The organism is Nocardia sp. NPDC055029 (assembly GCF_053608525.1).
The window spans coordinates 1-22,619 of record NZ_JBSGVQ010000057.1 but is presented as its reverse complement, the minus strand read 5'-3'; the positions used below and the strand labels follow the sequence as shown (position 1 = coordinate 22,619).

At 69.3% G+C, this 22,619-nt stretch carries 20 protein-coding genes; 11 read left to right on the top strand and 9 right to left on the bottom strand.

Annotation, left to right across the window (positions count from 1 at the left end; all coding sequences use genetic code 11):
• Positions 1–29: 29 nt before the first annotated feature.
• A complete protein-coding gene (locus tag ACWF9G_RS32185; protein WP_452519898.1) occupies positions 30–629 on the bottom strand; it encodes a helix-turn-helix domain-containing protein in 600 nt (199 codons plus the stop codon).
• A 78-nt stretch (positions 630–707) separates the two neighbouring features.
• On the opposite strand from ACWF9G_RS32185, the gene ACWF9G_RS32180 reads away from it, so the two are divergent.
• Both ACWF9G_RS32180 and ACWF9G_RS32175 read left to right on the top strand, forming a co-directional pair.
• On the top strand, positions 708–1,916 hold the full coding sequence (locus tag ACWF9G_RS32180; protein WP_452519896.1) for an MFS transporter: 1,209 nt from the start codon (positions 708–710) through the stop codon (positions 1,914–1,916).
• Between the two features lie 144 nt (positions 1,917–2,060).
• Entirely contained in the window at positions 2,061–3,569 is a 1,509-nt protein-coding gene (locus ACWF9G_RS32175; RefSeq protein ID WP_452519895.1) for an AIM24 family protein, read from the top strand.
• Between the two features lie 64 nt (positions 3,570–3,633).
• On the opposite strand, the gene ACWF9G_RS32170 is transcribed toward ACWF9G_RS32175, so the two are convergent.
• Complete coding sequence (locus tag ACWF9G_RS32170; RefSeq protein WP_452519893.1) at positions 3,634–4,932, bottom strand: hypothetical protein; 1,299 nt, start codon at positions 4,930–4,932, stop codon at positions 3,634–3,636.
• A gap of 444 nt (positions 4,933–5,376) precedes the next feature.
• Between ACWF9G_RS32170 and ACWF9G_RS32165 the strand changes: the two genes are divergently transcribed.
• The 3 genes from ACWF9G_RS32165 (at position 5,377) to ACWF9G_RS32155 (ending at position 8,820) form a co-directional block, all read left to right on the top strand.
• Positions 5,377–6,522: an acyl-CoA dehydrogenase family protein gene (locus ACWF9G_RS32165; RefSeq protein WP_452519892.1), complete on the top strand. Its 1,146-nt coding sequence runs from the start codon at positions 5,377–5,379 to the stop codon at positions 6,520–6,522.
• 222 nt (positions 6,523–6,744) lie between these two features.
• The gene (locus ACWF9G_RS32160) at positions 6,745–7,200 is read left to right on the top strand and encodes a DUF4254 domain-containing protein (protein ID WP_452519890.1); all 456 of its coding nucleotides are present in this window, start codon (positions 6,745–6,747) and stop codon (positions 7,198–7,200) included.
• Between the two features lie 240 nt (positions 7,201–7,440).
• The gene (locus tag ACWF9G_RS32155; protein ID WP_452519889.1) at positions 7,441–8,820 is read left to right on the top strand and encodes a metallophosphoesterase; all 1,380 of its coding nucleotides are present in this window, start codon (positions 7,441–7,443) and stop codon (positions 8,818–8,820) included.
• A 6-nt stretch (positions 8,821–8,826) separates the two neighbouring features.
• On the opposite strand, the gene ACWF9G_RS32150 is transcribed toward ACWF9G_RS32155, so the two are convergent.
• Entirely contained in the window at positions 8,827–9,261 is a 435-nt protein-coding gene (locus ACWF9G_RS32150; RefSeq protein ID WP_452519887.1) for an Rv3235 family protein, read from the bottom strand.
• A gap of 180 nt (positions 9,262–9,441) precedes the next feature.
• Positions 9,442–10,284: a DUF72 domain-containing protein gene (locus ACWF9G_RS32145; protein WP_452519885.1), complete on the bottom strand. Its 843-nt coding sequence runs from the start codon at positions 10,282–10,284 to the stop codon at positions 9,442–9,444.
• A gap of 104 nt (positions 10,285–10,388) precedes the next feature.
• Between ACWF9G_RS32145 and ACWF9G_RS32140 the strand changes: the two genes are divergently transcribed.
• From ACWF9G_RS32140 to ACWF9G_RS32120, 5 genes are all read left to right on the top strand, one after another.
• Complete coding sequence (locus ACWF9G_RS32140) at positions 10,389–11,663, top strand: MFS transporter (protein WP_452519883.1); 1,275 nt, start codon at positions 10,389–10,391, stop codon at positions 11,661–11,663.
• Positions 11,660–11,854, top strand: a complete 195-nt coding sequence (locus ACWF9G_RS32135; RefSeq protein ID WP_378854632.1) for a hypothetical protein — start codon at positions 11,660–11,662, stop codon at positions 11,852–11,854. Before ACWF9G_RS32140 ends, ACWF9G_RS32135 begins: the two co-directional genes overlap by 4 nt.
• 90 nt (positions 11,855–11,944) lie before the next feature.
• Positions 11,945–12,490, top strand: coding sequence for a YceI family protein (locus ACWF9G_RS32130; RefSeq protein WP_452519881.1), 546 nt, complete (start codon positions 11,945–11,947; stop codon positions 12,488–12,490).
• Positions 12,491–12,514: 24 nt separating this feature from the next.
• Complete coding sequence (locus tag ACWF9G_RS32125; protein WP_452519880.1) at positions 12,515–13,720, top strand: L,D-transpeptidase; 1,206 nt, start codon at positions 12,515–12,517, stop codon at positions 13,718–13,720.
• Complete coding sequence (locus ACWF9G_RS32120) at positions 13,717–15,027, top strand: LCP family protein (RefSeq protein WP_452519879.1); 1,311 nt, start codon at positions 13,717–13,719, stop codon at positions 15,025–15,027. Before ACWF9G_RS32125 ends, ACWF9G_RS32120 begins: the two co-directional genes overlap by 4 nt.
• 51 nt (positions 15,028–15,078) lie before the next feature.
• Here the strand turns inward: ACWF9G_RS32120 and fadD32 are convergent, their stop codons facing one another.
• Both fadD32 and ACWF9G_RS32110 read right to left on the bottom strand, forming a co-directional pair.
• Positions 15,079–16,956 (bottom strand): long-chain-fatty-acid--AMP ligase FadD32, encoded by a 1,878-nt coding sequence (gene fadD32, locus ACWF9G_RS32115; protein ID WP_452519917.1) that lies wholly within the window; start codon positions 16,954–16,956, stop codon positions 15,079–15,081.
• Between the two features lie 59 nt (positions 16,957–17,015).
• Positions 17,016–18,236, bottom strand: coding sequence for a KasA/KasB family beta-ketoacyl-ACP synthase (locus ACWF9G_RS32110; protein WP_379311065.1), 1,221 nt, complete (start codon positions 18,234–18,236; stop codon positions 17,016–17,018).
• Between the two features lie 229 nt (positions 18,237–18,465).
• Here ACWF9G_RS32110 and ACWF9G_RS32105 point away from each other — a divergent pair, with 229 nt between their 5' ends.
• Positions 18,466–19,458 (top strand): acyl-ACP desaturase, encoded by a 993-nt coding sequence (locus ACWF9G_RS32105; protein ID WP_452519878.1) that lies wholly within the window; start codon positions 18,466–18,468, stop codon positions 19,456–19,458.
• A gap of 27 nt (positions 19,459–19,485) precedes the next feature.
• On the opposite strand, the gene ACWF9G_RS32100 is transcribed toward ACWF9G_RS32105, so the two are convergent.
• From ACWF9G_RS32100 to ACWF9G_RS32090, 3 genes are all read right to left on the bottom strand, one after another.
• Positions 19,486–20,766, bottom strand: coding sequence for a diguanylate cyclase domain-containing protein (locus ACWF9G_RS32100; protein WP_452519877.1), 1,281 nt, complete (start codon positions 20,764–20,766; stop codon positions 19,486–19,488).
• 44 nt (positions 20,767–20,810) lie between these two features.
• Positions 20,811–21,620, bottom strand: a complete 810-nt coding sequence (locus ACWF9G_RS32095; protein WP_379311068.1) for an SAM-dependent methyltransferase — start codon at positions 21,618–21,620, stop codon at positions 20,811–20,813.
• 92 nt (positions 21,621–21,712) lie between these two features.
• Positions 21,713–22,342 carry a YdcF family protein gene (locus ACWF9G_RS32090; protein WP_452519876.1) on the bottom strand — a complete coding sequence of 210 codons (630 nt, stop codon included), beginning with the start codon at positions 22,340–22,342 and terminating at the stop codon, positions 21,713–21,715.
• Positions 22,343–22,619 lie beyond the last annotated feature (277 nt).

Here is a 22,619-nt window from a genome sequence, read left to right as displayed (position 1 = left end):
CGGCCCTGCGAGGTTTCCTCGAGAAACCCTTAGAGTCCATCCGGCCGGGCCCGCGCTGACCTGGCCTTGATGTGGATTCGCTCGCCCTGCCCACCGAAGAGACTGAGCACTTCGACACTGCCGCGACCGGTGGACCCGAACCAGTGCGGGTGCAAGGTGTCGAACTCGGCGACCTCGCCCGGCCCGAGAACGACGTCGTAGTCACCGAGGACAAGACGCAGTCGCCCGCTGAGCACGTAGAGCCATTCGTAGCCGGCGTGGGTGCGCGGGAACGGCTCGGACTCGATCTCGGGGATGATCAACTTGTAGGCCTTCGGCTCGCCCTGCGTCTTCGACAACGGCACGATGACCCGGCCGCCGGTGTGCCGCGGTTTCTGTGGCAGCCGCGGGTCGAGGATGCGGGGCGCGGCCACGATCTCGTCGATCGGCACCGCCAGGGCGGCCGCGATCGGCAGCAGCAACTCCAGACTCGGCTTGCGCTGGCCGGATTCGAGCCGGGACAGGGTGCTCTTGGAGATGTCGGTGAGCCGGCTCAGGTCCGCGAGCGAGAGGTCCTTGCTTACCCGGAGTCGCCGGATGCGGACGCCGACCTGACCGAGGGTCGCGTCGATGGCGGGATGGTTCGGCACCGGTCCAGTCAACGTGAGCGTTCCAGTTCCGGCAACGATTCGTTGCCGTTCCGCGCCGCGAAAAGCACGCTGCGAGTTATGAGTTCACCATCGACATCGCCGCCGCGCAGCCGGGAACGCTTCCTCCCTGCCGGGGTATACCTGCTGGCCTTCAGCTTGTTCGCCATGGGGAGCGCGGAGTTCCTCCTCGCCGGGGTGCTGCCCGCGGTCGCCACCGATATCGAGGTCAGCCTGGCCACTGTCGGTGGGCTGATCACCGCGTTCGCGATCGGCGTCGTCCTCGGCGGGCCGCCGTTCGCGGTGGTCAGCCTGCATTGGCCGCGGCGGACCGCGCTGGTGGTGACCCAGTTGGTCTTCGCCGCGTCCATCGCGGTCGGCCTGATCATCGGCAGTTACGGCGCGCTTCTGGTCACCCGCTTCGTGGCGGGCCTGGCCTACGCGGGGTTCTTCGCGGTCGCGGCGGTGACGGCTGTCGGCCTGGTGCCCGGCGATCGTGCGGCCCGCGCGTCGGGCGTGGTGATCAGCGGCCTCAGCTTGGCGATGATTCTCGGCGGACCCGCCGGAACATTCATCGGTTACCGCACCGGGTGGGAGGGCGGCTTCTGGCTGGTGGTCGTTCTCACCGTCCTGGCCGCGGCCGCGGTAGCGGTGATGATGCCCGCGACCACGGCGGGCGAGGAGCCCCGTCTCGATCGTGAGTTCGCCGCGTTGCGGCAGCCGCGGCTGTGGCTCGTCCTCGCCGCCACGCTGCTCAGTACGGCGGCCTACATGATCACGTTCAACTATCTCGCCGAACTGCTGACCTCCGTCACCGGGATTCCCGACGTCTGGCTGGCCCCGATCCTGGTGCTGTTCGGTGTCGGCGCGTACCTCGGCTTGGCGATCGGTGGCCGGATCTCCGACCGGCGGCCCTACCTGGCATTGGTCGCGGGCTCCGCGGGGATCGCCCTGTGTTCGGTACTGATCGCGGTGTTCGCCGGACACGCGGTGGCCGTCGTCGCCCTGGTCTTGCTGCTCGGTATCGCCGGATTCGTGCTCAACCCCGCGATCTACGGTCGCGTGTTCACCCTCGCGGCCGGCGCGCCGACGCTGGCGGGCGCGACCACGGTGTCGGCGTTCCAGCTGGGCATCGGTCTCGTTCCCGTCGTCGCCGGAGTCGTGCTGAACGCCGGTGCACCGATCACCGCGGTGCCGTGGATCGGCGCGGTCTCGGCGCTGGTGACCATCCCGTTCGTGCTGATCGAGCGCGCGTCCGCCGAATCCGGCAGCCCGGTCGCGCACGGGTAGGGACGGCCGTGCACCTGGAATCCCGTGGACCGGAAACCGGCGCGCTGACGGGGGAAGCTGGCGCCGCGGCGGCACACACGGCACTATCGAGGCCGTGGAACGACTGCGAATCGGACAAACCACCCACTCTTCGGATGTGGTGTCGTGAACGCGCTGGCTCCGGGTGAGAACCGGCCCGCACCCGGCGATCCGTTGACCGTCACCGTGGCGAGTTCGGCGTCGGTCGATGTCTCGGCGCTCTTGCTGAACACCGCCGGAGTAGTGCGCTCCGACAACGACTTCGTGTTCTTCAACCAGCCGACCGGCCCCGGTGTGGTGTACCGCCATGGCAATGGCGGCCCGGACGTGGTCGAAGTGCGGACCTCGGCGCTACCCGCCGACGTGGACAAGGTCGTCGTCACCGCCAGCCTCGACGGACGCGGCCCCGCCACCTTCGCCTCGGTCGGCCAGCTCACCGCCACCATCGGATCCGGTCCCACCGCACTGACTTTCCAGATCCCGGGGCTCACCACCGAGAGCGGTGTGGTGTGCGTGGAGATCTACCGCCGCAACGGCGCGTGGAAGGTGCGGGCGATCGGTCAGGGTTACGACGACGGGCTGGCGGGCATCGCGTCGGCCTACGGCGTGAACCTCGAGGACGAACCCGAAACGCCCGCCGCGCAGAGCGGTGCCGCGCCGACGGCCGTGTACCCGCCGGTCTCCGCTCCCGCGGCCGGATACCCGGCGCAGGGTGGGGGCCACCCGACCATGCCCGCCGGTCAGCCCGGCCAATTCGCCCCACCGCCGGGGCAGCCGGCGGCTCACCCCTACCCGCCCGCAGGCGCCCCTGCCTTCCCGCCGCCGACGGGTCAGCCCGGCTACGGACAGCAGCCCGGTGGACCCGCTCAGCAGCCCTACCCTTCGTACGCATCCCAAGGAGCCCAGCCCGTGCACAGCGACCTGTTCGATCCCTCGCACGCCGAGGTCACCGGCCTCGGTATCCAGAAACAGGGCGGCAAGATGGTCAAGGTGGGCCTCAACGGTGAGGTGATGGCCCGGGCAGGCTCGATGGTGGCCTACCAGGGTGACCTGCAGTTCCAGGCCCTCGGCTCCGGCGGTATCGGCCGGGCGATCCGCCAGCACCTCACCGGCGAGGGCGTGCCGCTGATGAAGGTGACCGGCCGCGGCGACCTGTTCCTGGCCAACAGCGCCGCCGACGTGCACATCATCGACCTCGACGGCACCGACGGCCTCACCATCAACGGCGCCAACGTCCTCGCGTTCGACTCCACCCTGCGCTACGACATCGGCCGCGTGCAGGGCGCCGCGGGCTACGCCTCCAACGCAGGCCTGTTCAACTGCGTGTTCACCGGCCGCGGCCGTATCGCCATCACCACCCACGGCTCCCCGGTGGTGCTCACCGTCGACCAGGCCACCTTCGCCGACCCGAACGCCGCCGTCGCCTGGTCGTCGAGCCTGCAGACCGGCATCAAGCGCAACGACTCCTTCGGCCTCGGCAGGCTGATGGGCCGCAGCACCGGCGAGGCGAGCACGCTGTCGTTCGCCGGCCGCGGCTTCGTCATCGTGCAGCCCTCCGAGCTGCCCCCGGGCGGCCTCATCGGCGGCACCGGCGGCGGCCAGCAGGCAGGCCACGGCGGCGGCCTGTTCGGCTGACCCTCCGGGCTACGCCTGGTCGACGGCTGTGCGCTGCCGCCATGACACCGGCAGCGCACCGAGGTCAGGACCCCGCGCGCTCCTTGCGGGCCTGACGACGGGCCTCCCGCATGGCATTGAGCTCCTGCTCCAGGCTCTCGGCGATACGGAACTGCCCGGTGTCGTACACGTTGACCGGTTCGATCGCCTCGTAGCCGAAATTGGCCTCGGCGAAGGCCTTCTCGACGCGGGCCTCGATATCGGAGATCGTGCTCTTGCGCGCCGCGGGAACCGAGTCGGTGGACTTCGTCGTCGGCTCGGACTTGACGGCCTCGGGGGCGGGCTCGGGCGCGACGGGCGGCTGCGGCGCGGCCTTCTTGGCCGAGGCCTTCTCCGCCGACGACGGCTTGCCGATGCCGAAGCGCTTGCGCTTCTCGGTGGGCTTGCCGTTGCCGATCGTCTCGGTGGGCGTCCACGCGGGTTCCCGGCTGACCGGCGCGGTGACGGCGGCCTGATCGGCGGCGAACGCCTCGGCGCGGGCCTGACCCGTCATCGGCGGCTGGTAGGTCAGGCGGACACCCTCGGTGGCCCCGCGGCCGAGCAGGTTCTCGGCCGGGTCGGGCAGGTCCCTGACCTGACTGGTCGCGCGAGTGATGGCGAGCCCGTAGCGGGCGCTGGCGGCGTCGTGGATGAGCAGCGCGACACCGATCATCACGGGGGCGACCGCGTGCACTGCGGCGTCGTACCAGCGGCCGTCGCGCAGGTAGGGATAGGTGTTGAGGGTGACGGTGAGCCCGAGCAGGGCGATCTCGGCCATCGCGACCTGACGCCGGTTGTCGATGACGCCCCACTCGGCGACCTTGTTCGTGCCGACCATGATGATGATCAGACAGACGCTGATCATCGCCTCGAGCAGGTAGCTGAACCAGAACAGCGGGTCACTCGGACCGCCGGGCGCGATGTTCTGCTGCACGTTCACCGCGGACCACAGCATGCCCGCGCCGACGACACCCGCCAGGGCCTTGAGTGACCACGACCGGTGCCGGTACAGCGAAGCCAGCTTCGCGTGCGGGCTCGATTCGCGGCGCTGGGACGCCATCGCCTTTCTGGCGAGCAGCAGATCTCGCATGTCGGCCTTCTCGATTGCTTCGGTGGTGCTCCTGGCCCGGTCGGAGGCCTGTGCCATCGCCTGGGTGTGCTTCCAGCGCTGTTCGCGATCCTGTTCACGGATGCGTTCGGCGAGTTCCCGCTCCGCGCGCAGCTCGTCTTCCGACAGCGCGTCGGTCAGGGCGGGGTCGAATTGGTAGGCGAGGCGCCCACGCGCCCGTTCGACCCGCTGGGCGAGCAGGCTGACGTCGTCTTCGATGGGAGAATCGACGGTCATGCTCGACCACCGCCCCGGCATCGCGAAGGCAGACGGGTGACCACACGTGTGAACGGCACACGCCATTAATAGTCCATACACCCGCCCGTGCGAAACCGATGCTCCGACACGGCTCCCCGTTCTCGGCGCGCCGCGAGCGACACGCGCAGGCGATACCGGCCGGTAGTCCAACTCCGAAAGATAATCCCAGACCGCCTTCCGAGCCAAGGTTTTAGCACCATCGGTGCCCAAGCGTTGTCGAACGACGTTCGCGGACAACACGAATCGGACACCAACTTCGCGCCCCCGTCAAGACCCGTGGCCGCGACCGCCGGAACCCGGTCCGAGGCCCCGCCCGGAGGCTCCGGAACCCACTATTGCCACCTCGCCAATAGTGGTCCACACTGTATCTGTAACCACTGGTCACCTCTGGACCAGTGCTGTGCCGAGCCGTAAGGAGACTCGATGGCCGCCAACCGGTCCAGCTGGATGAACGAGGACCTGGACGCCCTGCGCGACCTCGCCCGCGCCTTCCTGGCCAAGGAACTCGCGCCGAACATCGACAAGTACCGCGAGCAGCACCACGTGGACCGCGACCTGTGGAACAAGGCCGGTGAAGTGGGCCTGCTGTGTCTGTCGATCCCGGAGGAGTACGGCGGCGGTGGCGGCACCTTCGCCCACGAGGCCGTGCTCATGGAGGAGCAGGCCCGCGTCGTCGACACCTCGTGGGGCGTCAGCCTGCACAACGGCATCGTGGCGCACTACCTGCTCGCCTACGGCACCGAGGAGCAGAAGCAGCAGTGGCTGCCCAAGATGGCCAGCGGCGATGTCGTCGGCGCCATCGCGATGACCGAGCCAGGCACCGGCTCGGACCTGCAGGCCGTCAAGGCCAAGGCGATCCGCGACGGTGACGAGTACGTCATCAACGGCTCCAAGACCTTCATCACCAACGGCGCCCAGGCCGACCTGATCATCCTGGTCGCCAAGACCGACCCCACCCAGGGCGCCGCCGGCGTCTCGCTGGTGCTGGTCGAGGCCGACCGCGAGGGTTTCCGTCGCGGCCGCGTGCTCGACAAGATCGGCCAGAAGGGCCAGGACACCTCCGAGCTGTTCTTCGAGGACGTGCGCGTCCCGGTGACCAACCTGCTCGGTGCCAAGGAGGGCCAGGGCTTCATCCAGCTGATGCAGCAGCTGCCGCAGGAGCGCCTGATCGTCGCGCACGGCGCGGTCGCGGGCATGGAGGTCGCCCTCGATCACACCCTGCGCTACACCAAGGAGCGCGAGGCGTTCGGCCGCCCTGTGTTCGGTTTCCAGAACACCAAGTTCAAGCTGGCCGAGGTCGCCACCGAAGCGCGCATCGCGCGCGTGTTCATCGACGACTGCATCGAGAAGCACCTCCGTGGCGAGCTCGACATCCCGACCGTCGCCATGGCGAAGTGGTGGACCACCGACAAGGCGATGCAGATCGCCGACACCTGCCTGCAGCTGTTCGGCGGCTACGGCTACATGAACGAGTACCCGATCGCGCGCATGTGGGTCGACAACCGCGTCCAGCTGATCTACGCGGGCACCAACGAGATCATGAAGGAGATCATCGCCCGCAGCCTGTAATACTTCTGCGCACAGGTGATCTCGACCGGCCGCGAACAGCTGTTCGCGGCCGGTTTTCGCTGTTGAGGTGCTATTTCGTGACCTATCCGGAACTCCGGCCGAGACGAATGTCCTTCGGAAGCGGTACATACGGGACGACGAGGACGGTGCGGCACAGTGGACGCGGACGGCGGTTCATCGGGTGAACCCGGACAGGAACCGGTACTGCCGGACCGTGCACAGATGATGCAGGCGGTCTGCGGTTTCGCCGGCGACGGCGATCCCGTCCTGCGGGCCGCGCACGAACTGGCCGCCCTGCACGAACGTCGCGAACAGCTCGTTCCCGGCGATACGAGCGAGATCGATTGGGAGCGGGCACGTCTGGTCTGCGAGATCGACCGCTGGGTGGTCATCCGTTCCCCCCGGCCCGCGACGACGGCGCCGATGCACACCGAGAGCATCGGCGCCGTCGTCGACCGCATGGCCCATTTCGCCGCCCTCACCTACCGCGCACTGGCCTGCGGCGCCGAATCCGAACTCCGCGCCGCGCAACTGCGTCTGCACGAACTGGGGTGCGGCTACGACGATCTCGTCGTCGAGGTGGCCAGCGGCGCGCGCAGGCTACCCGACGGGCCCGAGGGCGACGCGCCGGAAAGCGGTGGCGCACAACCAAGCCGGAACCGCCCACGCACCGAATAGCAGGTGGTGCGCTGCCCGAAAACCGGCCACGGAACCGGCGCACCACAGCACCACGGCCGCGCCAGGGTCTCAACCCACCCTCCCCCCAGGTCGGCGCGGCACACGGACCCCGCTCCTCGGGCGGCGGGGCCCGTTCCTCCCACCCTCGCCACGACCACGGCAGCTGACGGCCACATCGCCGTCCACACACGTTCAACCGGCACCCGTACCGTCCCCGGTAGACGGCGAACGGAGCCCGGCATGCTCGATCCTCGACTGCACACCGCATGGCTGGTCAACGCTGCCTCCGGCGCCGCGGCGGCCACCGTCCGCGCGCCGATGGCGCGGCCGCGCAGCTCCGCGAGCGCGCGCGGCCAGCTGGTCGTCACCGATCTCGAGGTCGTGACGGTCACCCACGACACCGCGATCCTCACCTGGGCCACCCGGCGCCGCGACCGGTCCGGCACCCTGCGCCCCGCCGCCTCCGACACCGAGGTCCGGCTCGCCCTCGCCGACGGCCTGGCAGCGCCGGTGACCCGGTTCTACGATCCGCGCCGCACCGCCCATCACTACGCCGAGATCCGCGGTCTCGAACCCGGCCGCAGCTACCGCTTCACCGCCTGCTCCGAGGGTGTCCGCGCGGTCGCGGGCCGCACCTGGGTGACGCGCCGTCCCGGCGCACCGGAGGCGACCGGCGTCCTTCGCACCGCACCACCGCCACCGGGCCGCCTGCTGCGGACCATCGCCCTCACCAACGACCTGCACTGGGGTGAGGACCGCAGCGGCCTGATCGTCGCCGGGTTGCCGCCCGGCCTGCGCCACGACGACGGCCACTACCCGCAGGTGATGACCGACGCACTGCTGCACGACATCCGCAGGCCCGAACGCGCGGTCGACCATCTCGTCGTCGCCGGTGATCTCACCGACAGCGGCACGGCCGACCAGGTCGCCGGCATCCGCGCGCGCCTCGACGACTGGGGCACGCGCGGCCGCGACTATCTCGCCTGCCGCGGCAACCACGACGTCGCGCGCGGGCGGGAGGACCACTGGGGCTGGGCTTTCCATGCCCGCCAGCGGCTCACCTGCCACGAGTTCGGCGGCCTGCGGCTGATCGGCCTCGACACCACACGCCATCGGGGCGCGGGCGGCACGATCTCGGCCGCCCAGCTCACCCACCTGCGCGAGGTACTCGCCGCCGCCCCCGACCAGCCGACGCTGATCTTCGGCCACCATCCGGTGACCCGCTATGCGGCACTGAGCAATCCGGGCGGCCCCGGATTCGTCCTCGACCGGGCGAGCGCGCACGCGCTGCAGGCGAGCTACCGGACCAGCCCCGGCGTGTTCCTGCATCACAGCGGGCACACCCATCGAAACCGGATGAGCCGCCCCGATTCCGGGCGCGTCGAGTTCCTCGAGGTCGCCGCGGTCAAGGAGTATCCGGGCGGCTATGCGCTGCTGCGGATCTACGAGCGTGGATACACCGTGCACTTCCACCGCATCGCGGCCGCGGCGGCGCTGGCCTGGACCGACCGGACCCGCGGGCAGTACTTCGGTCTGCATCCCGACCACGCGTTCGGCACCTTCGTCGATCGCAATCACCAGGTCTCGCACGATTTCTCCGGGGTCACCGCCCGGCGCTGACGCGTGTCAGAACAGTCGTAGGGCTACCAAACGCCAACGGTCCTTGGTGAATTCGATGCGGCCCGCGAACGCGAGGGTTCGCGGGCCGCGCTGATAGGAGGCGAAGATCTCGGCGCCGCCCGGCTCGGTGGCGGTCACCCGCACGTGTTTGACCGTGGCGGCGCCGAGGCTGCGGCCGGGAGCCAGGTCCTGGGTGAGCATGGTGCGCACCGATGCCAGGACCCGCGGGTCGGTGACCGCGCGCAACTGGTCGGGCTTTCTGCGCCGGTCGACGACCTCGAGCACCAACCGCACCGACTGCTCGGCGAATCGCTGTGCCTCGGCGACGGATTCGGCCTCGCCGCGCCTGCCCCGTGCGCACGCCGCGCTGACCACCCGGCGCACACCGAACGGCGCACCGCCGGCCCGAGAACGCGTCGATCCCGGATATCGCTGCGGCACAGCGATATCCACCGCAGCCCGCGACGGAGTCGCTGCTGTTTCGAGGCCGGGCTCGCAATGCGGCGCACGCGCCAACGACATTCGCTCCGTAGACATCACTCGTCCCCTTCGAGTCCGCCCACCCACTCCCCAGTGCTGGCGCACAGCATGCCACGGGGGTCCGACAGGCGTCCGGGGAATTCAGAACAGGGTCATCGGTTCGTCGGGTTCGGGAGTCGGCTGCGGCGGGAGCTCGGGGACGACGGCGCCGACCGCGTCGTGGAACCGGCGGGCCAGCCCGCGGGCGGCGGCGTTGTCGGGGGTGTGCACGAACACCGTCGGGGAGCGGCCCTCGCGCAGCCACTGCGCGACGGTCTCGACCCACGGCTGCCAGCCGGCGACGGTGCGGTCCTCGTCGGCGCGACCGTGGTAGCGCACGATCGGGTATTCGGTCAGCGCCCGCATCCGCCGCGGCACCCGTGGCTTCTTCGCCCGCGCCTCGTACTCCGACGGGTCGCCGGGCGGTCCGCCGAACAGCACGGTCGTGTCGAAGGGCACCCATTCGGCGCCGATCCGGCCGAGCACCCGTTCCAGCTGCACCGCGGCGCGCTCGTCGGTGAAGAAGGCCGGATGACGTACCTCGACCGCACATCGCAGCCCGGCGGGCAGGTCACGCTGGAACCGCGCCAGCGCACCCAGATCGGTGGGCCCGAACGAGGCGGGCAACTGAATCCACAGGGCATGCACCCGCGACCCGAGCGGCGCCATCACATCGAGAAAGGCCGACAGCTCGGCCTGCGCGTCGACGAGCCTGCGCTCGTGGGTGACGGCGCGCGGCGGCTTGAGCACGAACCGGAAATCCGGCGCGGTCTGCCGGGCCCACGACTCGACGGTGGAGGCCGACGGCGTCGCGTAGAAGGTGGTGTTGCCCTCGACAGCGCCGCAGTGCCCGGCGTAGGCGCGCAGCCGCTCCCCCGGTGCGGGCAACCGCTGCTGCCACTGCGGGTGCGTCCACATCGCACACCCGACCCGCAGCTCACGCACAGGCCGACGGTAGTACAGCGATCGGCCGCGCCTAAAATGAGACCGGTTGCCACCACTCGCCCCGTGAGCGTGCCCCGGTGCGCGCACGACGGAAAGGGCCTGTGATGGCGATTCTCACCAGTGAACGGCCCCGTGCTGTCTCCAGCACGCGGACCCGCGCCTGGCTCGGTGTTTCCGCGGCGATGGTCGCGATCGCGTGGGGCGGCAACGAGTTCACCCCGCTGCTGGTGATGTACAAGAGCCACGGCCTGCCGCTGACGGCGGTCGACCTGCTGCTGTTCTACTACGTCCTCGGCATCGTGCCCGCGCTGCTCATCGGCGGCCCGCTCTCGGACCGGTTCGGCCGCCGCACGCTGATGCTGCCCGCCCCGCTGATCGCGGCGGCCGGTTCGCTGCTGCTCGCGGCGGGCGCGGCCTCGGTCCCGATGCTGGCGGCCGGGCGGATGCTGTGCGGCGTCGCGCTCGGACTGGCGATGGCGGTCGGCGGCAGCTGGCTCAAGGAGCTCTCCCAGCCGCCCTACGCCGCGGCCGCCGCCGGTGTCGGTGCCCGCCGCTCGGCCATGAGCCTGACCGCCGGGTTCGCGCTCGGCGCCGGCGTGGCCGGTGTGCTGGCGCAGTGGGGGCCGCTGCCCGATTCCACCGCCTATCTCGTCAACGCGGCGCTGTGCGTCGCCACCGCGGTCTGGCTGGCCAAGTCGCCGGAAACGGTGACGCGACAGCCGAATCCGGGCAGGCTACGCGACGATCTGAAGATCCCGGCCGCCGGGCACCGCCGCTTCCTGCGGGTCGCGGTGCCGATCGCGCTGTGGCTGTTCACCGCCAACGCGACCGCCTACGCCGTGCTGCCGACGCTGATGCTGCCGCGCGTGCAAGGCGCCCCGATCGCCTTCTCCGCGCTGGTCACCATGGTGACGCTCGGCTGCGGTTTCACCATCCAATCGGTGGCCCGGCGGATCGACCGGCCCGGCACCGCCCGCGCCGCGGTCCTGGCCCTGGTGCTGCTCACCGCGGGCATGGTGCTGGCGTCGTGGACGGCGGCCACCCTGAGCATCTGGGTGACCCTGCTGACCGCCGTCGTGCTCGGCAGCGGATACGGCATCGGCCTGGTCGCGGGGTTGCAGCAGATCGAGCGGATCGCGGGCCCCGGTGATCTGGCCGGGCTCAACGCCGTCTTCTACTCGGTGAGCTACCTCGGCTTCGGTGTGCCCGCCGTGCTGTCCGCCCTGCACGGCAGCTTCGGCTTCGGCTATCCCGCCATGTATCTGGTCGTCGCGCTGATCGCCGCGGCCTGCCTCGCGTTGGTCGCCGCGAATTATCGCGAGCCGGTCGCCGCCTCGGTTGTCCGGCCGGAGCCCAGCGACGGCGAGGTGCGAGCATGACCGCGAACCCGGTCGAGACCTTGCGCCGCTGGCAGGATTCCGGCGCGATCTGGCGGGTGCTCGCCCGCCGCGCCGACTCGGTGACCGTCGGCCTGTTCGAATGCACCGGCGGTCAGGAGGTCGACCGGTTCACCTCCGCCGATCCGGCACTGCTGCGATTCCTCGGCGAACGCACCAGCAGCGAGGACTGACCGCCGGGCGGATACCGGGTTAGGCTGGTTGCCGTCATCGCTTCACATCACGTCGGCCACCGCGGCCGGTTCGCTCGGTGAGGAGAGATCATGTCGGCACCTACCCAAGGCCTGTCCGCGGGAACGTGGGTCATCGACCGTAGCCATTCGGCTCTGCAGTTCTCCGTGCGCCATCTGATGGTGAGCAAGGTGCGCGGACGCTTCACGAATTTCTCCGGCGCGCTGGCCGTCCATCCCGACGGCACCGCCGACGCCGTGGTCGAGATGCGGGTCGATTCGGTCACCACCGACAATCCGCAGCGCGACGAGCACCTGGCCACCGCCGACTTCTTCGACGTGGCCAACCATCCCGTCGCCACTTTCAAGGCCGCCGACTTCCGTCCCCTCGGCGACGAGTTCTCGGTCACCGGTGACTTCACCATCCGCGGTACCACCCACCCGGTCACCCTGCACGTGGAATTCCTTGGCGCGGGCCCCGGCATGGGCGACGCGCCGGTCGCGGGCTTCACCGCCACCGCGACCATCAACCGCCGTGATTTCGGGATCACCACCGAGATGCCGATGGCCAACGGCGGCGTCGTGGTCGGCGACAAGATCGCCCTCTCGCTCGACATCGAGGTCGGCCTACAGGACTGACCGGCACCGAGTACAGGAGGGCGTATGGCAGGACGTCGTTTCCTGGCCGGGTTCGCAGCCGGCCTCGCGCTGATCGTCGCGGCCTGTGGCGGTTCGCGCGAGCCTGGATCCGACTCCGCCGACCCGCCCGCCGCCGTCATCTCGGTCGAGCCGGCGGCGGGCACGACCGAGGTCGACCCGCTCAGCCCGGTCCGGGTCACCACCAGCGACGGCGAACTCACCTCGGTCACCATGACCAACGAGCAGGGCCGCACGATCGAGGGCGTCTTCACCCCCGACCAGACGGCGTGGAAGCCCGCCGAACCGCTCGGTTACGGCCGCACCTACACCGTCGTCGCCGAAGCCCTCACCGTCACCGGCCCGATCGGACCGATCACCTCCTCGTTCTCCACACTCGCGCCCAACAATCAGACGAAGGTGTACTTCCGCACCACCGGTGGCGAGGCGCTGTCCCCGTCGGACAGCTACGGCGTCGGCACCGTCGTCGTCGCGCATTTCGACGAGGACGTTCCCGACCGTGCGACGGCCGAACGGCACCTCAGCGTCACCACCGACCCGCCGGCGACCGGCTCCTGGTACTGGCTCGACAACCGCAACGCCCACTGGCGGCCGCAGAACTATTACCCGCCCGGCACCTCGGTCACCCTCGCCGCCGACATCTACGGCAAGGACCTGGGCGGCGGCTTGTACGGCCAGGAGGACACCGGGACCAGCTTCACGATCGGCCCGGCACACATCTCGATCGTCGACGACAACGACAAGCAGGTCCAGGTGTTCGAGAACGGCACCCTGATCCGCACCATGCCCACCTCGATGGGCAGGGGCGGCAGCGAAGTCGTCGCGGGCAAGACGATCACCTTCTGGACCCAACCGGGCGTCTACACCGTCATGGACAAGGCCAACCCGGTGATCATGGATTCCTCCACCTACGGTCTGCCGGTGAATTCCCGGCTCGGCTACAAGGAGACCATCGGCTGGGCGACCAGGATCAGCACCGACGGCATCTATCTGCACCAACTCGACGACACCAGCTGGGCGCAGGGCAACACCAACGTCTCGCACGGCTGCCTCAACCTCAGCGGCGAGAACGCCCGATGGTTCTACGACTTCTCCCAGCCCGGCGACGTGGTGGAGATCCGCAACACCGGCGGCGCACCGCTCGAGGTGTGGCAGAACGGAGATTGGAGCGTGCCGTGGGAACAGTGGCAGGCAGGTAGCGCACTGCGGTGAACAGAGACGACGACACGGCGCCCTTACCACGCCTGGAAACGCCGAGGCCCGGTCCGCGGCGCGTCGGCAACCAGGTCCCCGCCACCAGCCGCACGCCCCGGCGCGGACGCGTGCGCCGCGTCGGCCTGATCCTGGCCAGGATGATCGGCGCGACGATCGCACTGGCCGTCTTCACCGGCACCGGCCTGTCCTGGTCGGCGAAGAACGACTTCGATTCCGGTTTCACCCATTCCACCGCGCTCGGCACCGACGCCCCTCGCTCGCGCGGCGGCGCCGTCAACATCCTGCTGATCGGCCTGGACACCCGCAAGGACCTCAACGGCAACGACCTGCCGAAACAGATCCTGGACCAGCTGCACGCCGGCGACGGCACCGAGGGCGGCTACAACGCGAATTCGCTGATCCTGCTGCACATCCCGGCCGACCTGAGCAAGATCGTCGCGTTCTCCATCCCACGCGACAACTACGTGCCGGTGACGGGCATCCCCGGTTATCGGCAGATCAAGATCAAGGAGGCGTACGGCCTGAAGAAGGCCGCGGTGCAGGCGAAGCTGATCGAGCAGGGCGAAACGGACCCGGTGGTGCTGGAGCGCCGTGGCCGCGAGGCGGGCCGCGCGTCGATCGTGTCCACCGTGCGCACTCTGGTCGGGGTACCGATCGACCGGTTCGCCGAGATCTCGCTGGCCGGGTTCTACGACCTGGCGACCGCGATCGGCGGCGTCGATGTCTGCCTGAACAACGCGGTCGACGACAGCGAGTTCTCCGGTGCGGTGTTCCCTGCGGGCCGCCAGCACCTCGACGGTTCCGAAGCCCTGGCCTTCGTGCGGCAACGCCACGGCCTGCACAACGGCGACCTCGATCGCACGCACCGCCAGCAGGCGTTCCTCACCTCGGTGGCCAAGTCGCTCAGGGATTCCGGCACGCTCACCAATCTGAGCAGGCTCTCGGCGCTGATGGACGTGGCGCACAAGGACATCGTGCTCTCCGACGGCTGGAATCTGTTCGACTTCGCCCGCGAGCTCGGCGCGGCGGGCACGCTGCCGGTGGAGTTCCACACGCTGCCGGTGGTGCGCTACGACGTGATCGACGGCCAGGACGTCAATATCGTCGACGCGGGCGCGATCAAACGGGAGGTGCGGGCGGCGTTCGGGCTGGAAGCGCCGATCACCACCACGGCGCCGATGCCGACCGGTGTCGTCGATGTACCCGCCGCGCTCGGCCCGCCGACGACCTCGGCCCCGCCGCTGCCCGACACCGGAAAAGCGGTGACCACGACCATCGGCGGCACCATTCCCTGCGTCAACTGATCACGGCCACAACGCAGTTCGGCCACCGAGACCCGGTGGCCGAACTGTCTCTCACTCCTCGGGCGCGTCCGGATAGGCGTCCTGCCGATGCCCGCCGCGCAGCGTGCCGTCCAGATACGCCGCCTTGCAGGCCCGCCGGGCGATCTTGCCGCTCGATGTACGCGGGATCGACCCCGCGGGCACCAGCAGCAGGTCACGCACGGTGACACCATGCCTGCGCGCGATCGCCGCGCGCACCGTGTCCACGATCGGCCCCGGGTCGAGTTTCGCCGCGCCCGTACCGCGTTCGGCGACGACCACCAGCTGCTCGGCCGCCTCGTCGGTCGGGCTGCCCGCCTCCAGCACCGGCGCGGGCAGCTGCCCGGCCGGTACCGAGAAGGCCGCGACGAACCCGGGCCGCAGCGCCGTGCTCGCCTCCTGGGCGGAGTACTCGAGGTCCTGCGGGTAGTGGTTGCGGCCGTCGACGATCACCAGGTCCTTCACCCGGCCGGTGATGAACAGCTCGCCGTCGTGGTAGGCGCCGAAGTCGCCGGTGCGCATCCACCGCGCGTCGTCCGGTGCGCCCTCGGCCCTGCTGCCCGCGGGATTGCGGGTCACCCGGTTGTGGAAGGTCTCCGCGGTCTCCCCCTGCCTGCCCCAGTACCCGATACCCATGTTGTCGCCGTGCAGCCAGATCTCGCCGACCTCGCCCTCCCTGCGCTCGATCCCGGTCGCCGGGTCGACGATCACCGCCCACTGCGAGCGCGCGACGTACCCGCACGACACCTGCGCGACCGCGTCCGCGGAGTGCTCGTCGACCGCCACCATCCGGCCCTCGTTCAGCTGCCCGCGATCGACGTAGACCACCCTGGCCTCGTCGTCGCGTCTGGTCGCCGAGACGAACAGCGTCGCCTCGGCCATCCCGTAGCAGGGCTTGATCGCGTTCTTGGACAACCCGTACGGCGCGAAGGCCTCGTTGAACTTGCGCATGGAGGCCACCGACACCGGCTCGCTGCCGTTGATCAGGCCGATCACGTTCGACAGATCCAGCGATTCGCCACCCTTGGGCAGTCCGCGCACCGCCGCGTGCTCGAAGGCGAAATTCGGTGCCGCCGAATAGATCTCGGCACCGTCGGCCTGGGCCGCCAGTTCCTTGATCCAGCGCGACGGCCTGCGCACGAACGCGCTCGGCGACATGATGGTGATGAACTTGCCGCCGATGGTCGGCAGGATCACCGACAGCAGCCCCATGTCGTGGAACAGCGGCAGCCAGGTGACCCCGCGCGCGTTCTCGGTGATGCCGATCGCGTCGATCATCTGCAGCAGATTGGTGCCGACCGAGCGATGGGTGATCTCGACGCCGGCGGGCACCCGGGTGGACCCCGAGGTGTACTGCAGGTAGGCGACGCTGTCGATATCGATCTCGGGCCTGCGCCAGGTCGCCCCGACGGTGTCCGGGATCGCCTCGACCGCGATGATCCTCGGCCGTTGCGCGGCGGGCTGCTCCCGGAAGAACTTCCGCACCCCCGCCGCCGCGGTGCCGACGGTGAGCACAGCGACCGGCTCGCAGTCGCCGAGTACGGCGTGCAGCCGGTCGCTGTGGCCCTGCTCCTCCGGGTCGAACAGCGGCACGGCCACATTCCCCGCGTACACCGCCGCGAACAGCGCGACGACGTAGTCCAGGCCCTGCGGTGCGAGCACCGCGACCCGGTCGCCGGGCGAGGTCACCTGTTGCAGCCGCGCGGCCACCGCGCGCAGCCTGACCCCGAATTCGCGCCAGGTCAGCTCCTGGTATTCGCCCTCACGTTCCCGTGAATAGTCGATGAAGCGATAGGCCAGATCGTCCCCGTTGGCCTCGCTGTGTTTGTCGACGAAGTCGATCAAGGTCTGGTTACCCGGAATCCGGATATTGCCCAGTTCGTCCACATAGTCGTCGAAAGTCTCGCCGATCATTCCCTATCCTTTTCAACGCACAATGCATCTGTAGGAGGCGCCGCCGTGGCGAAGAGTCAATACCGCCCGAAGGCGACGGCGACGTTGTGCCCGCCGAATCCGAAGGAGTTGTTCACCGCGTAGTCGATCGGCCCGCGCCGAGCCTCACCGCAGACCACGTCCAGATCGATCTCGGGGTCCTGGTTGTCCAGGTTGAGGGTGGGCGGAATGATGCTGTCGCGCACGCTCAGTACGGTCAGCACCGCCTCGAGCGCGCCGACCGCGCCGATCGAATGCCCGAGCGCCGACTTGGGCGCGTACACCGACGCGTGCGAGCCGATCGCCTTGCCGATCGCGTTGGCCTCGGCGGTGTCACCGATGGGCGTCGCGGTCGCGTGGGCGTTGATGTGGGTGACATCGGTGCGGCTGATCCCGCCGGTCTGCATCGCCCGTGTCATCGCCCGCGCCGCGCCGGTGCCCTCGGGATCCGGTGCCACGAGGTGGAATCCGTCGGAGGTGACGCCCGCCCCGAGCAGCCGCGCGTGGATCGTCGCGCCGCGGGCCTTGGCGTGCTCCTCGGTCTCGATCACCATCATCGCGCCCGCCTCGCCGAAGACGAAGCCGTCGCGATCGGCGTCGAACGGACGCGAGGCCGCCTTGGGGTCATCGTTGCGGGTGCTCATGGCGCGCATCTGGGTGAACGCCGCGATCGGCACCGCCTGGATAGACCCCTCGACACCGCCGGTCACCACCATGTCGGCATCGCCCATCATGATCATCCGCCAGGCGTTGGCGATCGCCTCCGACCCCGACGAGCAGGCCGAGACCGGTGTGGAAACACCGGCGCGCGCACCCAATTCGAGGCCGACGCAGGCGGCGGGACCGTTGGGCATGATCGTCTGCACGGTCAGCGGCGAGACCTTGCGGTATCCGCCGTTGCCGAGCCTGTCGCGCGCGTAGATCAGGGATTCCGCGCCGCCGAGTCCGGTGCCGATCGAGACACCGAGCCGGTCGCGGTCCACCTCGGGATTGCCCGCGTTGCGCCACACTTCGCGACCGAGGACCACGGCCATCTGCTCGACATAGGACAGCCTGCGCGCCTCCTCGCGGGTCAGCGAGGCGGCGGGGGCGATCTTCAGGTGACCGCCGATCCGCACCGGCAGGTCGAAGTCGTCGATGAAGGAGTCCTCCAGGACGTCGATGCCGCTTTCGCCGTTGAGCAGACCCTTCCAGGTCGAGTCGACGTCGCCGGCGATCGAGGTGGTCGCCGCCAGGCTCGTGACCACGATGTCCGTCATATTTTCGCTCACTCTCTCTAGCTATGCCACGACTGGATCGGGAACCGCTGATGGAGCTGAACTGGTGGAGCGTATATGCAGTCGGCGCGACGCGCCCAAATTCAGAAACAGTGCCCTCCGCACCGTGTCGTTCGGAGGCGCGTTGCGCCGGGTCTATCCTCGGCGACGACGGGCAACAATACCGGACCAGCGCAACTCTTGCTTTTCACTTCACGGAAAGGGCACGAGCTTGGCCAGGAACCTCACCCAATTGGAACTGCTCATCGAACTCGAACCGGTCGCCGCGAGCAATGTCGACCGCCATCTGTCGATGGCCAAAGACTGGCATCCGCACGACTACGTGCCGTGGGACCAGGGCCGCAACTTCGCCGCGATGGGCGGAATCGATTGGGACCCAGAGCAATCCACGCTCAGCGATCTCGCCAAGGCGGCGATGATCACCAATCTGCTCACCGAGGACAATCTGCCGTCCTACCACCGGGAGCTCGCCGAGAACTTCTCCAAGGACGGCGCGTGGGGCACCTGGGTCGGTCGCTGGACCGCCGAGGAGAACCGCCACGGCATCGTGATGCGTGACTACCTCGTTGTCACTCGCGGCGTCGACCCGGTGGCACTCGAGCAGGCCCGGATGATCCACATGACGAACGGCTATTCGGTGATGGCCGTCGTCGACGAAAAGGCGGGCGGCGTCGACATCAGGGCCAATGCCGTGGCAGGCATGCTGTACTCCGTCGCCTACGTGACCTTCCAGGAACTGGCCACCCGGGTCAGCCACCGCAATACCGGTCGCGTCTGCGACGACCCGATCGCCGATCGCATGCTCGCCCGCATCGCCGCCGACGAGAACCTGCACATGATCTTCTATCGCAACCTCTGCACCGCCGCGCTGGATCTGGCGCCCGACCAGGCCATGGAGGCGATCAACACGATCGTGCAGGGCTTCCAGATGCCCGGAGCGGGCATGCCGGGCTGGCGGCGCAACGGCGTGCTGATGGCCAAGCACGGCATCTACGACCTGCGCCAGCACCTGGACGAGGTCCTGCTGCCGGTGCTGCGCAAATGGAACATCTTCGAGCGCACCGACTTCGGCGCACGGGGCGAGCGGGCACGCGAGGACCTCGCGGCCTTCCTCGACCGGCTCCGCGTCGACGTGGCGCGCTTCGAGGAGCAGCGCGACCGCTCGCTCGCGCGCGCGGCGAACCGCGGCCGCCAGCTCGTCTAGCGCGGCGGCACCGATCCGGCCCGGCCGCTACCGGGCCGGATAGCGGCGCGTGTCGTGCTTGTTGCGGTACATCGCCGAATCGGCCTCGTGCACCAATTCGTCTACCGTGCCGGGTAGTTCGTCGAAGTAGGCGGCGCCGATGCTCACACCCACCGCGAGCATGTGCCCGTCCACCTCGAGCGGTGCGGTCAGCGCCGAGACCAGATCGTCGGCCAGATCCGCCAGTTGCGCTTCCCCCGAGCAGTCCTCCACCAGCACCAGGAACTCGTCACCGCCGATCCTGGCGGCCATCGCGTCCAGCGGGCGGACACCGTCACGCATCCGATCGGCGATGACCCGCAGCACCCGGTCACCGACCGTGTGCCCCCACAGGTCGTTGATCTCCTTGAAGCCGTCCAGATCCAGGTAGCAGACCCCGATCGGTGGTTCGGCGTCGGCAAGCCTGCTGAACAGGTGCGGCCGGTTGGGCAGGCCGGTGAGCGCGTCATGGTTCGCGTCGTGCCACAGCCGGTCGGCGAGCTGTTTGCGTTCGGTGACGTCGACCGCGACGCCGATGAGGAATTGGATATTGCCGTCGGCGTCGCGCACCGCCGACATCGACAGGTCGATGACGGTGACCTCGCCGTCGTCGTGCAGATGCTCGGTCTCGGTGCGAAAGCTCTCCGATTCGCCGGTGACCATACGCTGCAGTTCGCCGAACGCGTGGTTGAGATTCTGCGGGCCGAGGATGTCGGCGACGGTGCGGCCCGGCATCGTCTCCGGGGTGTGCCCGAGCATCTCGGCCATCGTGGCATTGCAGTTCACCACCCGGCCGGACATATCGACGGTGCCGATGCCGACCAGGGCGCCGTCGAACACCGCCTCGAAGCGGGCTTCCGACAGCGCCCGACGGCTCTCGGCTTCCTGTGCGGCCGCGAGCACCGCGGCCAAGGTCGCCTCCTGCTCGGCCAAGGCCGCCGACCGCAGTGCCCCGGTGAAACCGGCGGAAAAGTCGGCGGCCAGGCCGATCACGCGGTCCATGACATCGGGCAGCATCGGATCGTCTGGCCCGTCGGCGGCGATGGTGACCAGGTCCTCGCAGATCACCCGCACCGATCGGCTCACCGCCGCCGGATCACGATAGTTGGCCGCGACCAGCATCCTGGCGGCACGACGGGCGACATCGGAATCCTCGCCACCGCGCGCCGCGTCGATCAGACCGGTGCACAGGGCGGCGAGCATCTCCTCGATCTGGGAGCGGTTGAGCGTGGGAGCGACGACGCCGTCGAGGGCATCGGCCCACCGCTGCGCCAGCTCCCACGACCCCACTACTCGTCCACCCTGTCATCTCATAGCACCACCGAACCGGCGGCTCACTCTTTGCGCGCAACCCCGCCGAGGCCGAGCGATCGGCCCGGCTTCTCGTGCTGGTCCCGCTCCGATTCCGGCCGCCACGCCGGCAGCGCGACAACTCCGGGCGACACCATGCCCCAACCCTGAAACATCGACACGATCGCGTCCTCGGACCGGAATCGGATGCCGACCTTGGTCTCGTTGGCGGAGTGCTCACCCAGCTTACCGGCATCCTCCGGCCGCATCGCGGAGGTGAGATGTGAAATGGCTATGAAACTGCCCGGCGCGACCACCTCGCGCAGCGCGGCGACCTTGCCCGCCGGATCGTCTTCGTCCTGCACCAGGTGCAGCACCGCGATCAGCAGCAGCCCGACCGGCTCGTCGAAGTCGATGAGACCGGTCTCGCGCACCGCGGCGATCAGCTCGTCGGACTTGCGCAGATCGGCCTCGATCGCGCCCGCGCGCTCCCTGCCCCGCAGGATGGTCCGGGAGTGGGCGACCGCGACCGGGTCGATGTCGACATAGAGCACCCGCGCCTCGGGATCGATCTCGTGCACGATCTCGTGCACATTGCCCGCGGTGGGGATGCCGGAACCGATGTCGAGGAACTGCCGGATCCCGGCGTCGAGCATGAAGCGCACCGCCCGGCGGAGAAAGGCACGGTTGCTCAGTGCCAGACGCGGCAGATCGGGGACGAGCTTGGTCCCCATCTCCGCCGCCATCCGGTCGACGGCGAAATTGTGCGAGCCGCCGAGCAAGGCGTCATACATCCGAGCCGGGCTCGGATGCTGCATATCGACGCCCTCTGGTGCCCACGCAGGCCTGTCCATCGCATACCCCTGTCCAGTCGCGGCACCACCGCACCCCGCGACGACGCCAGACGCATCGTAGTGCGCGACACCGACTTCGGCGCACCCGAGCGCTAACTTCCCGCGCCGAACGGCTGCGCCCACAGCGGCGCCACATCGGGCGTCATCGTCGCGACCACCGGGATGCCCGCGGCCAGGAAGTTGTCCAGCGCCCGGCGCATGTGATCGGCGGAGGTGATGAGCACGGCCTTGTGCACGCCCAGCGCCTCCATCAACTTCGCGGAGAACTCCGCGTTCTGCACGGTCGAACCGGCCTGGGTCTCGGCGTAGATCCGATGCTTGGCCACCCCGCGGATAGTGAGCCAGTCCGCCATCACGTGCGCCTCGGTGACACCGTTGCGCGGGTTACCGCCGGTGACGATCACCGGGGAGGCGGGTGACATGAACGCCTGGACCAACGCGGCGTGCAGCCGGTTGCTCAGCTCGGCGCGCATGGTGCCGTCCGGCAGCAGCCCGTAGCCGAGCACCACGATCGCGGTCTCGGGGCCGTAGGTGTCGGGCAGCTCGATACCGGCAAGGCCCCCAACGGAATCGGCCGCACCCGCGATGCCCTCGGCGATGCCGGCGAGCGGGTCGGGTGAGGGTGCGGCCAGTGCGGGCGCCGCGGTGGCTATCGCGCCGATCAGGGCGGCGGGCAGCACGAGAGCGGCCGCGCCACGCCGCAGACACTTGTGAGTGAACAACCAATCCATGGTGACCTCCCGAACCAACGTCGAACCATGGTCGCTGACCATGGCGCGCCGTACGGAGGTTTTCTGAAATATTGATGGTTCGGACCGCAATCCCCCGATTCTAGGGGCACGTCGCCGACCAGCCTGCTACGCGAGAGATCTTGTCCGGGAACGCAAAAAGGCCCTCCAACAATGTTGGAGGGCCTTTCGCAATGATGTTCCGGCGGTGTCCTACTCTCCCACACCCTGTCGAGTGCAGTACCATCGGCGCAGGTGGCCTTAGCTTCCG

Excerpts from the sequence above, each read along its gene's own strand:
- ACWF9G_RS32130 (WP_452519881.1), top strand. The coding sequence starts at position 11,945 with ATGTCGGCACCTACCCAAGGCCTGTCCGCGGGAACGTGGGTCATCGAC.
- ACWF9G_RS32170 (WP_452519893.1), bottom strand. The coding sequence starts at position 4,932 with ATGACCGTCGATTCTCCCATCGAAGACGACGTCAGCCTGCTCGCCCAG.
- ACWF9G_RS32165 (WP_452519892.1), top strand. The coding sequence starts at position 5,377 with ATGGCCGCCAACCGGTCCAGCTGGATGAACGAGGACCTGGACGCCCTG.
- ACWF9G_RS32180 (WP_452519896.1), top strand. The coding sequence starts at position 708 with ATGAGTTCACCATCGACATCGCCGCCGCGCAGCCGGGAACGCTTCCTC.
- ACWF9G_RS32140 (WP_452519883.1), top strand. The coding sequence starts at position 10,389 with ATGGCGATTCTCACCAGTGAACGGCCCCGTGCTGTCTCCAGCACGCGG.
- ACWF9G_RS32135 (WP_378854632.1), top strand. The coding sequence starts at position 11,660 with ATGACCGCGAACCCGGTCGAGACCTTGCGCCGCTGGCAGGATTCCGGC.
- ACWF9G_RS32155 (WP_452519889.1), top strand. The coding sequence starts at position 7,441 with ATGCTCGATCCTCGACTGCACACCGCATGGCTGGTCAACGCTGCCTCC.
- ACWF9G_RS32160 (WP_452519890.1), top strand. The coding sequence starts at position 6,745 with ATGATGCAGGCGGTCTGCGGTTTCGCCGGCGACGGCGATCCCGTCCTG.
- ACWF9G_RS32110 (WP_379311065.1), bottom strand. The coding sequence starts at position 18,236 with ATGACGGACATCGTGGTCACGAGCCTGGCGGCGACCACCTCGATCGCC.
- ACWF9G_RS32125 (WP_452519880.1), top strand. The coding sequence starts at position 12,515 with ATGGCAGGACGTCGTTTCCTGGCCGGGTTCGCAGCCGGCCTCGCGCTG.
- ACWF9G_RS32095 (WP_379311068.1), bottom strand. The coding sequence starts at position 21,620 with ATGGACAGGCCTGCGTGGGCACCAGAGGGCGTCGATATGCAGCATCCG.